We start from the raw sequence: 15,040 nt of genomic DNA, 5'->3' as shown, positions 1-15,040 counted from the left end.
AACGTTCAACGCGCGGATTATGGCACTGCGGTTTCTGTTTGGCACGACCTGCGACCGTGAAGACATGAAGCGTTATATGCCGTTCCGGACGCAGCCACGCAGGCTGCCGACAGTGCTTAGCATCGAGGAGGTTTCCGAGGTTATTGCCGCGGCTCCGGGGCCTGGGCTCAAATATCGTGCAGCGCTCAGTATCAGCTATGGTGCAGGATTGCGGGCATCTGAGGTCTGCAGCCTCAAAGTCAGCGATATCGACAGCGACCGGATGCTGATCCACGTTGACGAGGGCAAAGGTGGCAAGGATCGCAAGGTAATGCTGTCGCCCGATTTGCTGGATTTGTTGCGCGATTACTGGCGCGAGGCGCAACCGGAGGGATGGCTGTTTCCGGGTAAACCAAAGATCAACCCGATCTCGGCAAGGCAGCTCAGTCGCGCCTTTAATTCCGCTAAGCATGTGGTCGGCATATCAAAACCCGCCACCTTGCATACCCTGCGGCACAGCTTTGCGACGCATCTGCTGGAGGCCAACATCGACGTACGGGTAATCCAGGTCTTGCTCGGCCACGCCAAGCTGAGCACGACCGCGCGCTACACGCACGTCGCCACTAAAACCATCCGGGATACACCCAGCCCGTTTGAAGCGCTCAAGAGGCTGAACATCGAAAGCCGAAGTCCCCAACCGGATTAGGCCTCGGGCACTTGCCCAAATCCAAGCTGGAGATTGCTGACATCTTCCGCACCTATGCCCCCGCGTGGCGGCGGGCGAATAAGGGTCATGTCAACCTGAGCCAGCTCAAAGTGATGTCCTCAATTGAAGCCTGCCGAACCGAGGCGATCGGCGGGCATGTGGCGGCCTGCACAAAGTGCAGCCATCAGCACATCGCGTATAATTCCTGCAAGAATAGGCATTGCCCTAAATGTCAGGGACCAGCCGCACGCGACTGGCTGGCAGCACGTGCCAAAGACTTGCTGCCAGTGGAGTATTTCCATGTGCTCTTCACGTTGCCCGCTGAGATCGCCCGCATTGCCTACTGGAACAAGAAGGCGGTTTACGGCCTGCTGTTCAAGGCGTCCGCGGAAGCGGTGACAACCATCGCCGCAGATCCCAAACGTCTTGGTGCGCGCATCTGCATGACCAGCGTCCTTCATACGTGGGGCTCAGCGCTCACGCACCACCCGCACATTCACATGATTGTCCCGGGCGGTGGGTTGTCAAAAGGCGGGAACCGGTGGGTCGCCTGCAAGCCAGGGTTCTTTCTGCACGTTCGGGTGTTGTCGCGATTGTTCCGGCGTCTGTTCATTGAGGGGCTGCTGGCTTTGCACCGTGCGGGTGAGCTCAGCTTCTACGGCGATCTGGTTGGGTTGAGTGAAGCTGATGCCTTCGCCGCCTGGCTGGCACCATTCCGCAAAATAGAATGGGTGGTTTATGCCAAACCACCCTTCGGCGGACCCGAGTCCGTGCTCGCCTATCTCAGCCGATATACCCACCGCGTCGCGATCTCAAACAGCCGTTTGATCAGCGCCGACGCCAACACCGTCGCGTACCGATGGAAGGATTACCGCATCAAAAATGGCGACAGACAGAACGTCATGCGCCTTTCCACCTCCGAGTTTATCCGCCGCTTTCTCATCCATGTGCTTCCGGACCGGTTCCATCGCATCCGCCACTATGGCCTGCTCGCGAGTTCCAAACGAAAGGCCAATATAGCAAAGGTTCGGACCTTACTCGGCGCTCAAGCCCCCAAACAAAATGACCAACCAGCCGCCGAGATCATCCCGCTCACACTGCGAGAACCATGCCCAGGCTGTGGCGGGCAGATGCGCATCATCGAGACCTTCCTACGAGGCCAGAAACCGCAATCCCGCGCCCCACCAAGAAAGGCCGCCGCATGACGAGACGCACGTCAACATTTTGCAGCCATCACCTGAATTGCATCGCGTTCAGGGCTGGTATCCGTTTGCCTAACTGGAAACTAGAGATGATTAGAGCGCCTGAATTGGTATCAAAGCACCCCACAAAACAAGCTCAAGCGTATCAATTCTCGGTAAATGGTCCAAAGCCCTACCAGATCACAACACCTTCGGAAGCGATGATTTTGCGCTTTCCCCATAGGGCAAACCCAGACCCCACGGCTTCCTCCTAGTCATGTTTCCCAACGCGGGCCACCGTCGCCCCAAGATAAAAAACTGCGCTTAGGCCCGCATCGAAAAACCTTAAACAGAGCTGCCGTTCATTAGTTCTAGGGTAGTTAGGTTGCCAATTCTTGGAGCGCTTCCTCTACACAGGCTTTTGCTACCGCTTCGAACAGCCATTCCGGCGAGTCCACTTCCAGCCACCTGTACTCGATTAGCACCACTTTTAGGGAAGGGAATTTGTGATTAAGAAGCGCTGAAGAAGCGCCCTTTTCAATCCGGTTTAGCAAGTTTACTGGCAGGCGGTCGTCATACGACCCGTTCTCAAAGCTATCGCCTTGGGCATTTTCGTCGATACCAACCCACATTTTCAGTTCGAGAAACTCACCGTGACCTTGATCGGGGCCGGGTGATTTTTTGTGTGTATATGAGTGCTCAACAAACATGAGTAAGCACTATTCCAGTGGCGAGCATTGGTCAAGAAAACGGTAACTTTGGGCTCATACCCAACCTGAGCGGCTTGCTTGAGTTTCAATAGGCAAACCACCGTTGCCAGCAGCTCACCCCATCACAGTGGTCAGGTTAGGATCAGCCGCATCAGCCTTTGGCAAATCATCAGACAACTCATAATAATCGCCCTTATCGGCACAAAAAATATGCCCGATCAGTGACAGCCCCGTTGCCCCGTCCAGCGTGCCCGCATGAATTGACAGGTTCGCCCCCGCCCCGTCCCAAAACAGGTTCGAGCCACAAGCGCCACAAAACCCACGCCTCGCGGATGCCGACGACTGAAACCACGTCACCTCGCCGACGATCGCAATGTCACCGCGCGCAACTGACGTCGCGGCCACGTAATGCCCACTGCTTTTGCGACATTGCGCACAATGGCAGGCAATCACCGGGCGCAACGGGCCATGCACCCGATACGTCACCGCCCCGCACAAACAACCGCCCGTCTGGCTCATGGCTTAACCCTCCGCTTACTCAACCAAACCATCACCAACCCCGCAATCAGCGCCAACAACGCCAGCGCCACAGCGCCCGATTTCAGCACCGTCCACCCGCTCGCCGTCGCCACCATCGCCGCGTCCAGCCCGTCGCCAGCCCGTAACATCACCGCAACGGTAGCGTTTTCCATGTAGTCAAACCCAGCACCCGCCAACGCCAGTGCCATCGCCGCCCAGCGCTGCCATCCCGCAAACAGCTGGGAAAACGCCATCACCATCACCACGGCAAACAAAGCGGGATAAGCACTATCCAGCGTCTGTTGAACATCCAAATAAAACACGCGGCCCTGATCAGACAGCGCCGTAATAAACGCGTGCGCTTCTTCAAATGAATACCCAAACGGGCGCAAATCAAACGCCAGCAACCCGCCTGCATCCGCCACAATCTTCGGAATAGACCACAGCGCCATTACCAGATAAACGCCTGTCATCACCGCAAACATCAGCCAGAATACCAGACGCATAATGCTCTCCTAGTTCGCCCGCTCCAAACGCGCACCCAATGCGGTCATTAAAGGCGTGAAAATCGGGAAACTGGTGGTGATCGGGGACCCATCATCAATCGACACAGGTTTTATGCTGCTCATCCCCAAACACATGAAACTCATCGCGATCCGGTGATCCAGATGCGTCTTGCACATACCGCCCCCCGCCACCGTGCCAGCGCCCTGCCCCGTCACAATCAGCGTATCCTCGTCTTCCTCAATCGCCACACCATTGGCCTCCAGCCCGCGCGCCATCGCGTCGATCCTATCGCACTCCTTGACCCGTAATTCCTTAACCCCGCGCATCACAGTGGCCCCCATCGCATTGGCCGCGACCACTGACAGGATCGGATATTCGTCAATCATACTGGCCGCCCGCGTGGCCGGAACTTCAATCCCGACCATATCAGGCGAATACCGCGCCCGCAGATCGGCCACAGGCTCGCCCCCCTCGACCCGCTCGTTTTCATAGGTCAGATCAGCGCCCATTTCGCGCAGCGTGGCAAACAAACCGGACCGCGTCGGGTTTAGCCCGATCCCTGGCACCAACACGTCTGACCCTTCCACGATCAGAGCCGCACAAACCGGAAATGCCGCGGAACTCGGATCGCGCGGCACCACAATATCCTGAGCAACCAACTCGGGCTGCCCCGTCAGGGTGATCACGCGGCCCGCATCGACCTCTTCTACCGTAATCTCCGCGCCAAACCCCGCCAGCATCCGCTCGGTATGATCCCGCGTCGCCTCGCGTTCAATCACCACCGTCTGCCCGGGCGCATTCAGCCCCGCCAGCAACACCGCCGATTTCACCTGCGCCGACGGCACTTCCATTTCATAATGCACCGGCACAGGCTCCGCCGCGCCCACGACTGTCATCGGCAACCGACCGCCTGACCGTCCATAAGCCTGCGTGCCAAACAAACCAATCGGCCCCGTGATCCGTCCCATCGGGCGGCTCCGCAAACTCGCATCCCCTGTGAACGTCGCTGAAATTGGACAGGTCGCCATCGCCCCCATGATCAGCCGCACACCAGTGCCCGAATTGCCGCAATCGATCACCGCGTCAGGCTCGGCAAAACCACCAACCCCGACACCAAAAACCGACCACTCGCCACCGCCATGCTCGACCACATCCGCACCCAGACTGCGCATTGCGCGGGCCGTATCCAACACATCATCGCCTTCCAGCAGCCCCGATATCCGCGTCTCGCCCACCGCCAATGCGCCCAATATCAGCGACCGATGCGAGATTGATTTGTCGCCAGGCACTTCGGCCACACCTTTCAGCGCCCCACACTTTCGGGATTTCATCGGGGTTGGCTCACCATGACCAGACATCGAAAATTCCTTATCAAACTGCTTTGCACCTGCATAACCCAAGCCCAAAGCCAGCGCCACGCCCTTCCCATTTTCGTTCCATAAATATCCGCGCCGCAGGCATCAAAATTCTTTGAACCGCCCTCACACCCGCCGAAACGTCATATAATGCGGCACACGGCCCTCGCGCAGCGCCTTTTGCTCATACCGCGTGGAAATCCAGTCGCCCCACGGCTTGCGCCAATCCTCCGGCCCCTCTGCCAACCACTCAAAATCATGGCGGGCCATCATCTGTTCCATCGTCTGGCGCACATAATCGGGAATATCGGTGGCCACGCGGAAAATTGCGCCCTTTTTCAACACCCGCGCCAACGGGTCCAGATGCTCGGGTGTCACGAACCGGCGGCGATGGTGCCGTGCTTTGGGCCACGGATCGGGATACAGCAAAAATGCCCGATCTATTGATCCATCGGGTAGCACGTCAAACATATCGCGCACATCCCCTGGATGAACGGCCACATTGCGCACCTTCGCGGCGCGGATTTTACCCAGCAACATCGCCACACCGTTGATATATGGCTCACAACCAATGATCCCGACATCGGGGTTCAATGCGGCCTGATGCACCATATGCTCACCACCGCCAAAACCGATTTCCAACCAGACAGGCTTGCCGCCAAACAGCGCGCCTAAATCCAGCGTCGCGCGATCAGGGTTTTCATCCCACCCCACAGCACCCGGTGAAAGGGCCGCCAAATCCTCGGCCAGATAGATCTTTTGGCTATCGCGCAGCCCCTTGCCCTTCAGACGACCATAAAAATTGCGGTGTGGGCGTTTGTTTTCGCTCATCTTGTCTTGTCCCAAAAGATAAGGGCGGGCAATCTGCCCACCCTTAATTCATATCCGGTAGGTATAAGGTTTCCCTTATACAGCCTTTTTCAACGCCTCGACCAGATCGGTTTTCTCCCAGCTAAACCCGCCATCATCTGCCGGTGCGCGACCAAAGTGGCCATAGGCTGCCGTGCGCTCATAAATCGGGCGGTTCATGCCCAAATGTGTGCGAATACCTTGCGGGGTCAGGTCCATCACCTGATCAATGGCTTTCTCGATTACGCTGTCATGCACTTCGCCCGTGCCGAACGTATCGCAGTAAATCGACAAAGGTCGCGCAATCCCGATTGCATAAGACAGCTGGATCGAACAGCGTTTCGCAAGCCCCGACGCCACCACGTTTTTCGCCAGATAACGGGCAATATAGGCGGCCGAACGGTCAACCTTGGTCGGGTCTTTGCCCGAAAATGCACCACCACCATGCGGGGCAGCCCCGCCGTATGTATCAACGATGATCTTGCGCCCTGTCAGACCCGCGTCGCCATCAGGGCCGCCGATCACAAAAATACCGGTCGGGTTGACCCACCACTTGGTGGCCTCGGTCACCCACGCATCGGGCAGAACCTCGCGGATATACGGCTCCACTATGGCGCGGATGTCGTCCGATGTCTGGGTCTCGTCTGAATGCTGGGTCGACAGCACGATTGACGTGACCTCGACCGGTTTACCATCCTCATAGCGCAGCGAAATTTGTGATTTCGCGTCAGGGCGCAATGTCGGCTCGGTGCCATCTTTGCGCACTTCGGCCAGACGGCGCAAAATGGCGTGGGCATACTGGATCGGGGCTGGCATCAATTCCGGTGTTTCATCCACGGCATAGCCAAACATGATACCCTGATCGCCCGCACCTTCGTCCTTGCCCTCGGCCGCATCAACACCCTGCGCGATATGGGCGGATTGCGGATGCAGCAGGTTGGTCACCTCAACGGTATCCCAATGGAAATGTTTCTGCTCATAGCCAATGTCTTTGATACAATCACGGGCGATCTGTTCGACCTTGCCCAGATATTCATCCAGCTTGGATTTATCAGACAGGCCTACCTCGCCGCCAATAACAACGCGGTTTGTGGTGGCAAATGTTTCGCAGGCCACGCGGGCTTCAGGCTCCTCGGTCAAAAACGTGTCCAGAACAGCGTCTGAAATACGGTCACACAATTTATCAGGGTGCCCCTCGGAAACGGATTCCGAGGTGAAGGTGAAATTCTTACGGGTCATGAATAGTGCTCCAGTTCAATTACTTTGCCACGTCAGGAAGCCGTTGTAGCAATTCGATTCATACCCGATACTTGCCCCGCCGCCTGCGGTCAATCACTAAGTCTGCGGGTTTTTATCAACAGAACCCCGACAGCTGCGAATAACAGCAACAAAATCGGCAAATCTCCGCTGCGCGAATAGAGCGTTGCAGGTAGTTTTTGCGGCAGTTCAACATCCAGAAAACCCGCCACCCCCAGCGGCAAGGACGCAATGATCTGCCCGCGTGCATCAATCATTGCCGAAATGCCGGTGTTGGCAGCCCGCACCATTGGCAATCCCTGCTCGATCGCGCGAAACCGTGCTTGGGCCAGATGTTGCTGCGGACCGGTATATTGACCAAACCACGCGTCATTGGTGATATGCAGCAACCAGTCGGGGCGCTCATCAACACCACCAACTTCCTGCGGAAAAATTGCCTCGTAACAAATCAGCGGCAGCGCCTTGCCAAGTCCATCAACCTCGATCAGGCGTAACCCCGCGCCCGATCCAAACCCAAAGCCGTCATTTGCGGCCAGCCCTTTAATGTTCAGGGCCGATGCCAGTGCGCCTCCGGGCATGTACTCGCCAAACGGCACCAGATGGCTTTTGTCATACACATCCGTGATCGCGCCATCCGCCCCCAACACAGCGAGCGAGTTATAATACTGATCCGCTTCACGGCGCTGAATGCCAAAAACCACTGGCACGTCCCCCGCCGCTTGCGAAATCACCGCAAGCGCGCCTTGGGCGCTGTTCAACAAGTAAGGCACCGATGTTTCCGGCCAGATAATCACATCCGGCACCCGCCCCTCAGGCTGTGCCGAGGTGAACCCCAAACTGCGGTCGAAAAACACAGGGATCATTTCTGGTTCCCATTTCTGATCCTGCGGTGCGTTGGGCTGGATCAAACGCACCATCGGGCGTTCTGGTTCAGCCGTGACGATTGAAGGATTCCCTTGACTAAGAACCGCTTGCGCCAATCCAAACCCGATCAGACCGACAAAGGGCAAAACAACCAACGGCACCAGTATCAGCCGTTTGCGATGGTCCAGCGCCGCGTAAAATGCCCAGACCCCTGCCAATGTGACCAACGTCAACCCATGTGGCCCGATCAGGGCCGCCATCTGGTCCAGCCCCCAGTCCAGCCAGATATAGCCCAGTAAACCCCACGGAAATCCTGTCAGAACATAGGTGCGGGCCACCTCGGCGATGGTCCAGAACACCACCAGCCCCAATGCCCCGCCTCGCCACTTTGCAAACCCGAACGCAGCCCCCCAAAACAGCGCCATACCGCCAGCCATACCGATCAGCGCAAACGGCGCCATCCAGCCGTGGCGGGCAATGTCGACCAGAAACGGCTCGACAATCCAGCTTAGAACCAACGCGAAATAACCAACTCCAAAGGCCCAACCGACCCACGCAGCTTGGCGTGTGGTGACTGTCGACTGAAACAGCGCGAACCCGGCCAACAGTCCGATCAACGCCAACCAAACCAATGAAAACGGGGCCTGCCCCAGTCCGGTCATGGCCCCGCCCAGCAGGGCAACCAACATCTTGCGCCGTGTGGACCAGCCCGATAGGTGTGCTGCCAAATCAGTCACCCGTCACATCCGGCAATCGCACCCGCAACCGTTTAATCCGGCGCGGGTCTGCATCGACCACTTCAAATTCGGGGCCAGCCGGATGCACCACCACCTCGCCACGGGCGGGCACATGGCCTGAAAGCAGAAACACCAGACCACCCAATGTGTCGATTTCATCGTCTTCCTGCGTATCAATCAGCTTGCGGCCAATCTCGGCCTCGAAATCCTCCAGCGGCGTGCGGGCCTGCGCCAGATAGCAGCCCGGCCCTTCCTTGATCCAGAACTGATCTTCTTCCAGATCATGCTCGTCCTCGATCTCGCCGATCACCTGCTCAACCAGATCTTCGAGCGTGACCAGACCGTCAACACCGCCATATTCGTCAATCACCAGCGCCATATGAATCCGGTCCGCCTGCATCTTTTGCAGCAACACCCCGATTGGCATTGATGGCGGGGCAAACAGCAGCGGACGTACCAGTTTTTTCAGATTGAACCGGCCACCATTGCTGTTGAACCCGTGTTTCAGCGCGAAATCCTTCAGGTGAACCAGCCCGATGGGCGTATCCAGCGTGTCGGTATAAACCGGTATCCGCGTCAGACCGCTTTTGCGAAACAGATCGACCAGATCATCCTTTTTGATGTCATCAGGCACCGCCACAATCTCGGCCTTGGGCACCGCTACGTCTTCCAGCGACATCCGGCGCAGGTTCAGCATGCCGCGCACATCTGTTGCCGCTACGCCCAAATCTGGTGCATCGGATACCGCATTTTCACCTGTGTCTGTGGGGCTTAGCGCACCAACTATGCGGGTCCAAAAACCGCGCCGTGCACTTATCTCTCCATCCCGCGCGCTTTGCGCCGCGTCACTGGAACCGTCTGTCGTGTCGCCCATTATCCCTTTCCAAGGTTGTGAAACATCTGTCGCTTATATCCTATATGGGTCCGAAATGCCCAGTTTGCCAAGCACTTCCCCCTCCAATGCCTCCATTATAGCGGCATCTTGATCAGATATGTGATCATAACCCAACAAATGTAACAGCCCGTGGACTAATAAATGCGTCACATGGTCTGTCATGGGTTTGCCCGCATCCGTGGCCTCGGCCAGACAAGTGTCATAAGAAATCGCAATGTCGCCCAGCTCCTCGGGCATGCCGCGCGGGTCATAGTCGGGTTTTTTCGGATGCTTGCCCGCCCGCGCCCGATCCTGCGCTGGCCACGACAAAACATTCGTCGCCTCTGGCTTGCCGCGAAATTCGGCGTTCAAATCAGCAATCCGCGCATCATCACAGGCCAGCAGGCTGACCTCGAAATATTGCGGATCAATATCCTTATAGCGCAAGGTTGCCCCGCAGGCCCGCTCCGCCAGCGCCTCGATATCCAGCGCCAGCCAACGGTCATCCTCGATGTTTACCGATAGAAAATCAGCCGTCATCGGCTTCATATGCATTGATGATTTTAGCCACCAGCGGATGGCGCACCACATCTTTAGCAGTGAAATAGTTAAAGGCGATCTTGTCGATCCCCTTCAACAGCCGCTCCGCATCGCGCAACCCGCTGGTCACCCCGCGCTGCAAATCGATCTGGGTGCGATCCCCGGTGATCACCATCCGGCTGCCTTTGCCCAGACGCGTCAAGAACATCTTCATCTGCATGGATGTCGCATTTTGCGCCTCGTCCAGCACCACAAACGCGTTCGACAGCGTGCGCCCTCGCATAAACGCCAAGGGTGCGATCTCGATTTTTTTGTCCTCGATCAGCTTGGTGACTTGCTTGGCCGGTAAAAAATCGTTCAACGCATCATAGAGCGGCTGCATAAACGGGTCGACCTTGTCCTTCATGTCGCCTGGCAAAAACCCTAACCGCTCTCCCGCTTCAACCGCAGGGCGCGACAGGATAATCTTGTCGACCTTACCCTCGATCAGCATGTTCACCCCGACCGCCACCGCCAGATAGGTTTTGCCAGTGCCCGCCGGTCCAATGCCAAAACCCAACTCGTTTTCATACAGCGATTTCACGTAAGTTCTTTGCGCCTCGGTGCGCGGCTCGACCAGCTTCTTGCGGGTCTTAATCTCGACACGGCCGCCCTTGAACATCTCCAGCTGATCACCATCGCGCGCATCCGCACCCAGATTTGTGCCCGTGTCTGATCCACCCATGCGGATTTCACCATCGATATCACCAACATCCAGACCGCGCCCCGCCTCAAGCCGCAAATAGAGCGCATTCAAAACACTCTCGGCCTGAACAATTCCATCTTCTTCGCCCAGCAACGACAGTTGATTGCCGCGCCGCGCGATCTGGATGGAAAACTTGTGCTCGATATGGGCAAGGTTGCGGTCAAATTCGCCGCAAAGGTCAATCAGCAACCTGTTGTCGGGATATTCCAACAAAATTTCTCTCAAATCGCTTAACGGTGTTAGCGCGTTACTGCCCAATCATATCTCCTGTAGTGCTGCTAAAGTTCTGCGGTTTTCTGTCATACATGTGATGGTATTTTGTTTTGCGCCAAACGCAAACCCCCTGAATGGAAAATCCCATGATTGTGAAACGAAAAAGCCGCGAAGCAGATGCTCGCGGCTTTCGATTCTTTATATTAGCAATACTCTAGAGTGTATCAGCAATTGTCTGAGTTGCCTTGAATGGCCCCGTCGCCGTGCTTGGTGGCCCAGCAGCGGAACAAACCGGCTTACCATATTTATCCAGACGTTGTGACAGATAGCCCTCGATACCATCATCGATGATCCAGTGATCACACCCGTTCGGGTCAATCCAGATACCGGCAGTCATCGTGCTCAGATCATGAGGTTTGAAGCCATAGTCGCGGGTCTTGTCAGTGTTGACTTTGCCGTAACCACCCTCCGCACATGCCGAGAGTACCACAGCGGCACCGGCGAGAAGCGCAAATTTAACTATTTTCATTGTTTTTTCCCTTTTGGTGCTTAGCGAATGCAAATAATTTCAACACGACGGTTCTGTTGCATGCCCGCGGCAGACCCATTCGATGCAACCGGTACCCGTTCGCCATATCCGCGAACGTCAACGATTTTCGCACCAACGCTTTGTGCAACCCGCGCAACCGCATTGGCACGTCGCATCGAAAGACGCATGTTGTATTCATCTGACGCGCGGCTGTCTGTGTGACCGGCAATCGTATAGGCGCGTGCATTTGCGCTCTGGAAGAATTGCTGGAGCTTTGCTTTGCCCGATGCGCTGATTGCGGACCGATCTGTTGCGAACAACTGATCCGAATTCATCACACCGCAAACATTACCGCGACGACAGACCGGAATGCCCTGACGGTTTGTGTGGGGCGACATATAGCCCTCGAACCCGTCATCCATGACCCAGTGCTCGCACCCGTCCGGATCGACCCAGATACCTGGCGCATACTGCTCGCCTGTCACACCAGAAGTGGCGCTTTGTGCAGCCGCAGTGCCGCCGGTAAATACCAGTGCCAGCACAGCAGCAGAGGCGCCAGTTATTGTCGCCCGAATTATTTTGGAAAATTTCATCTTCACAGCTATCTTCCCCCTACAGAAAATTACGCATTAAGCTACCGGCACATCACCCCCGCAAGCTCATTCCTTCATTGGTGATACAATACCAATCTCGGCGAAACAGGGAAACCGTTATTATCCAGCTTTTGTATCCGTAACGGAAACATTAGTGCACCAAACCATTGATTACCTAGCTGTTAAGTAGGGGAAGTCGAGAAATAAACACAACCTTCAGTGGAATGCCTGCTTTACGTCATAATTACGCCACCTTACCACCCAGAGAATTTGTCTCGCTATTAGTGATTCTTACGGTGAAAATTTCGCCGATTTTCAGGTTTTCACCTGTAGCGTGAACCGCATGCAGATGCTGGCTCTTGCCAATCATCTGCCCCGCAAGCCGCCCCTTCTTCTCGAACAGCACCTTGACCTCTTGGCCCACCATCGCCTCTTGCAGGGAGCGTTGTTGCGTCGTCAATAACGCCTGCAACGTCTGCAACCGCGCGTTCGCCACATCCGCATCGACAAACGCCCGCTCTGCCGCTGGCGTGCCTGGGCGGGCCGAATATTTGAACGAATAGGCTTGCCCGTAATTGACCTCACGGATCAAATCCATTGTGGCATCAAAATCCGCATCCTCTTCGCCGGGGAACCCGACAATGAAATCGCCCGAGATCAGAATATCGGGCCGCGCAGCACGGAACCGTTCGATCAACCGGATATAATGCTCTGCCGTGTGCTGCCGGTTCATCCCCTTCAGCACCTTGTCACTGCCCGACTGCACCGGTAAATGCAGATAGGGCATCAGTTTTTCGCATTCGCCATGTGCGGCGATCAGGTCATCGGCCATGTCATTCGGGTGGCTGGTGGTGAACCGTATCCGTTCCAGCCCGTCAATATCATTCAACGCCCAGATCAGCCGTGTCAAACCCCAGCCATCGTTGTGATAGGCATTTACATTTTGCCCCAGCAAATTGATCTCGCGCACCCCGCGCTCCACCAGTTCCTGCGCTTCACGGATAATCCTCTCCGGCGGACGCGACACCTCGGCCCCCCGAGTATAGGGCACCACGCAAAACGCGCAAAATTTGTCGCACCCTTCCTGCACGGTCAAAAACGCCGACGGGGCGCGTTTGGGCAACGCACGATCCGGCAGATGGTCAAACTTGTCCTCTTCGGGAAAATCCGTATCCAGCGCGGTTTCCCCAGCCTCGACCTGCTTCATCATCGCAGGCAGCCGGTGATAGGTCTGCGGCCCAACCACCAGATCAACCATCGGCTGGCGGTGCATAATCTCGGCCCCCTCGGCCTGCGCCACACATCCGGCCACGCCGATTTTCAGATCAGGATTGGCGTCTTTCAGCGGCCTATACCGCCCCAGTTCCGAATATATCTTCTCGGCCGCCTTCTCGCGGATGTGGCATGTGTTCAGCAGGATCATATCCGCCCCCTCGGGCGCATCCACTTGGCTATAGCCAGAACCGCCCAGCGCTTCGGCCATCCGCTCGCTGTCATAGACATTCATCTGACAGCCATAGGTCTTAATATACAGCTTCTTTTTATTCGACATATCAGCCACCAAAATTCCCGCATTTGCGTCGCACTCCTACACAATGGAACGATCGCTTGCAATGAACCGCAAATTAACCGATTCTGGCGCAAACACGAATAACCACAGCGGGCAGCGTGATGCGATACAATGATTTGGCTGATTTTCTAGACAATGGCACCGCGGCATTGGCCCGCGGTCCCATCGCGCTGATTCTGGTCGAAGACCTGATCGAGGTCGACACAACCATCCGCCACCATCAGCAACTGGGCTTCAAATCCGTGCTGGTTTTTGCGCCAAACGAGTTGAAACTGCCAGACAGGCTGGAAAGCAAGATCCACCGCATCACCTACGACATGACAGCAGACGATGCGACCCAAACCGCGGTCAACGCGATCATCAAGGCCGCCCCCAATGTCTGGCTCTATTACTGCTACAACGCCGAATACCTGTTCTACCCGTTCAGCGAATCCCGCAGCGTTGGCGAAATGATCGCCTTCAACACGGAAGAACGGCGCAGCAGCATCCTGACCTATGTGATCGACCTCTACGCGGGTGATCTGCACGAATACCCCGATGCAATTTCGCTTGAAGACGCGCATCTGGATAAATCCGGCTATTACGCACTGGCCCGCCCCGACGCCGCCAATAAAAACCACCCCAAAGACCGCCAGCTGGATTTCTTTGGCGGCCTGCGCTGGCGGTTCGAGGAACACATCCCCGCTGCCCGTCGTAAAATCGACCGCGTATCGCTGTTTTTGGCCAAAAAGGGTTTGAAACTGCGCCCCGACCACACTTTGAGCGACGAAGAATACAACACCTATTCCTGCGAATGGCACCACAACATCACCGCATCCATCTGTTCATTCCGCACCGCCAAGGCCCTCAAAAGCAACCCGGGATCGACCTTTGATATCGAAACCTTCCGCTGGCACAATTCAACCGAATTTGAATGGCATTCCCAACAATTGCTGGATTTGGGGCTGATGGAACCGGGGCAGTGGTTCTAAGCGTATGCCTGTCGGAGATGACCTTTCCTTAATCGCGCTCTTTACCCTTTTTCACTCTAACGGCTGAATTAACCCCGCTTTAGATACCCCAAGAAATAAGATTTTCAATTTCCGTCGAATGTCAGCAGTGAGCCCTCTTTACCTAATTTCTGCAATGCAGCTAATGTCTGCTATCACGGTAGAGGCAAAAACGTTCAACAACCACTTGGATTTTGAACGGGGTTTGTGGAAGCATCAAACTAGGCCTTTTACGGACGTACCAAAAAGGAGCGTTTTTGGAGCGGTCCAAAGGACTCTTTTGACCAGCTTCCACATGGTCAATTTCAACCGAACAAGGTAAT

Annotated in this window: 17 protein-coding genes and 1 riboswitch; of the genes, 3 read left to right on the top strand and 14 right to left on the bottom strand. The window is 56.0% G+C overall.

Features of this window, described 5'->3' with window-relative positions:
- Together ACWB12_RS02115 and ACWB12_RS02110 are read left to right on the top strand one after the other, a co-directional pair.
- The coding region (locus tag ACWB12_RS02115; RefSeq protein WP_479528405.1) for a tyrosine-type recombinase/integrase at positions 1–685 on the top strand (685 nt) is incomplete at its 5' end.
- Between the two features lie 11 nt (positions 686–696).
- On the top strand, positions 697–1,890 hold the full coding sequence (locus ACWB12_RS02110; RefSeq protein ID WP_479528404.1) for an IS91 family transposase: 1,194 nt from the start codon (positions 697–699) through the stop codon (positions 1,888–1,890).
- A gap of 356 nt (positions 1,891–2,246) precedes the next feature.
- Here ACWB12_RS02110 and ACWB12_RS02105 read toward each other — a convergent pair whose 3' ends face one another.
- The 13 genes from ACWB12_RS02105 to miaB all read right to left on the bottom strand — a co-directional run bounded on the left by ACWB12_RS02105 (position 2,247) and on the right by miaB (position 13,710).
- Complete coding sequence (locus ACWB12_RS02105) at positions 2,247–2,576, bottom strand: hypothetical protein (protein ID WP_479528403.1); 330 nt, start codon at positions 2,574–2,576, stop codon at positions 2,247–2,249.
- 114 nt (positions 2,577–2,690) lie between these two features.
- Positions 2,691–3,095, bottom strand: a complete 405-nt coding sequence (locus ACWB12_RS02100; protein ID WP_479528402.1) for a GFA family protein — start codon at positions 3,093–3,095, stop codon at positions 2,691–2,693.
- Positions 3,092–3,601, bottom strand: a complete 510-nt coding sequence (locus tag ACWB12_RS02095; RefSeq protein WP_479528401.1) for a hypothetical protein — start codon at positions 3,599–3,601, stop codon at positions 3,092–3,094. The genes ACWB12_RS02100 and ACWB12_RS02095 overlap by 4 nt, the downstream gene beginning before the upstream one ends.
- 9 nt (positions 3,602–3,610) lie before the next feature.
- Entirely contained in the window at positions 3,611–4,960 is a 1,350-nt protein-coding gene (gene aroA / locus ACWB12_RS02090) for a 3-phosphoshikimate 1-carboxyvinyltransferase (RefSeq protein WP_479528407.1), read from the bottom strand.
- 123 nt (positions 4,961–5,083) lie between these two features.
- Positions 5,084–5,788, bottom strand: a complete 705-nt coding sequence (trmB, locus tag ACWB12_RS02085) for a tRNA (guanine(46)-N(7))-methyltransferase TrmB (RefSeq protein WP_479528400.1) — start codon at positions 5,786–5,788, stop codon at positions 5,084–5,086.
- Between the two features lie 75 nt (positions 5,789–5,863).
- Positions 5,864–7,045 (bottom strand): methionine adenosyltransferase, encoded by a 1,182-nt coding sequence (metK, locus tag ACWB12_RS02080; RefSeq protein ID WP_479528399.1) that lies wholly within the window; start codon positions 7,043–7,045, stop codon positions 5,864–5,866.
- A gap of 6 nt (positions 7,046–7,051) precedes the next feature.
- Positions 7,052–7,100: riboswitch (SAM-SAH riboswitch) on the bottom strand.
- A gap of 34 nt (positions 7,101–7,134) precedes the next feature.
- A complete protein-coding gene (gene lnt / locus ACWB12_RS02075) occupies positions 7,135–8,664 on the bottom strand; it encodes an apolipoprotein N-acyltransferase (RefSeq protein WP_479528398.1) in 1,530 nt (509 codons plus the stop codon).
- On the bottom strand, positions 8,657–9,538 hold the full coding sequence (locus ACWB12_RS02070; protein WP_479528397.1) for a hemolysin family protein: 882 nt from the start codon (positions 9,536–9,538) through the stop codon (positions 8,657–8,659). Before ACWB12_RS02070 ends, lnt begins: the two co-directional genes overlap by 8 nt.
- A gap of 33 nt (positions 9,539–9,571) precedes the next feature.
- Positions 9,572–10,093, bottom strand: coding sequence for an rRNA maturation RNase YbeY (ybeY, locus tag ACWB12_RS02065; RefSeq protein WP_479528396.1), 522 nt, complete (start codon positions 10,091–10,093; stop codon positions 9,572–9,574).
- Positions 10,068–11,081 (bottom strand): PhoH family protein, encoded by a 1,014-nt coding sequence (locus tag ACWB12_RS02060; protein WP_479528395.1) that lies wholly within the window; start codon positions 11,079–11,081, stop codon positions 10,068–10,070. Before ACWB12_RS02060 ends, ybeY begins: the two co-directional genes overlap by 26 nt.
- Positions 11,082–11,250: 169 nt before the next feature.
- Positions 11,251–11,565, bottom strand: a complete 315-nt coding sequence (locus tag ACWB12_RS02055; protein ID WP_479528394.1) for a hypothetical protein — start codon at positions 11,563–11,565, stop codon at positions 11,251–11,253.
- Between the two features lie 20 nt (positions 11,566–11,585).
- Complete coding sequence (locus tag ACWB12_RS02050; RefSeq protein WP_479528406.1) at positions 11,586–12,158, bottom strand: OmpA family protein; 573 nt, start codon at positions 12,156–12,158, stop codon at positions 11,586–11,588.
- A 244-nt stretch (positions 12,159–12,402) separates the two neighbouring features.
- Positions 12,403–13,710, bottom strand: coding sequence for a tRNA (N6-isopentenyl adenosine(37)-C2)-methylthiotransferase MiaB (gene miaB / locus ACWB12_RS02045; RefSeq protein ID WP_479528393.1), 1,308 nt, complete (start codon positions 13,708–13,710; stop codon positions 12,403–12,405).
- A gap of 119 nt (positions 13,711–13,829) precedes the next feature.
- Between miaB and ACWB12_RS02040 the strand changes: the two genes are divergently transcribed.
- A complete protein-coding gene (locus ACWB12_RS02040; RefSeq protein ID WP_479528392.1) occupies positions 13,830–14,699 on the top strand; it encodes a glycosyltransferase family 2 protein in 870 nt (289 codons plus the stop codon).
- 160 nt (positions 14,700–14,859) lie between these two features.
- Here ACWB12_RS02040 and ACWB12_RS02035 read toward each other — a convergent pair.
- Positions 14,860–15,040 (bottom strand): hypothetical protein (locus ACWB12_RS02035; protein WP_479528391.1); only part of this gene is annotated, 181 nt, incomplete at its 5' end.

The organism is Profundibacter sp. (genome assembly GCF_056498605.1).
Note: the sequence above shows the minus strand (reverse complement) of the source record. Positions and strands in the feature narration are given on the sequence as shown.

Bases quoted from the DNA above. Each gene is read 5' to 3' on its own strand.
- ACWB12_RS02050 (WP_479528406.1), bottom strand. From the start codon at position 12,158: ATGAAATTTTCCAAAATAATTCGGGCGACAATAACTGGCGCCTCTGCT.
- ACWB12_RS02055 (WP_479528394.1), bottom strand. From the start codon at position 11,565: ATGAAAATAGTTAAATTTGCGCTTCTCGCCGGTGCCGCTGTGGTACTC.
- aroA (WP_479528407.1), bottom strand. From the start codon at position 4,960: ATGTCTGGTCATGGTGAGCCAACCCCGATGAAATCCCGAAAGTGTGGG.
- ACWB12_RS02105 (WP_479528403.1), bottom strand. From the start codon at position 2,576: ATGTTTGTTGAGCACTCATATACACACAAAAAATCACCCGGCCCCGAT.
- trmB (WP_479528400.1), bottom strand. From the start codon at position 5,788: ATGAGCGAAAACAAACGCCCACACCGCAATTTTTATGGTCGTCTGAAG.
- ACWB12_RS02070 (WP_479528397.1), bottom strand. From the start codon at position 9,538: ATGGGCGACACGACAGACGGTTCCAGTGACGCGGCGCAAAGCGCGCGG.
- ACWB12_RS02095 (WP_479528401.1), bottom strand. From the start codon at position 3,601: ATGCGTCTGGTATTCTGGCTGATGTTTGCGGTGATGACAGGCGTTTAT.
- miaB (WP_479528393.1), bottom strand. From the start codon at position 13,710: ATGTCGAATAAAAAGAAGCTGTATATTAAGACCTATGGCTGTCAGATG.
- ybeY (WP_479528396.1), bottom strand. From the start codon at position 10,093: ATGCATATGAAGCCGATGACGGCTGATTTTCTATCGGTAAACATCGAG.
- metK (WP_479528399.1), bottom strand. From the start codon at position 7,045: ATGACCCGTAAGAATTTCACCTTCACCTCGGAATCCGTTTCCGAGGGG.
- ACWB12_RS02100 (WP_479528402.1), bottom strand. From the start codon at position 3,095: ATGAGCCAGACGGGCGGTTGTTTGTGCGGGGCGGTGACGTATCGGGTG.
- ACWB12_RS02040 (WP_479528392.1), top strand. From the start codon at position 13,830: ATGCGATACAATGATTTGGCTGATTTTCTAGACAATGGCACCGCGGCA.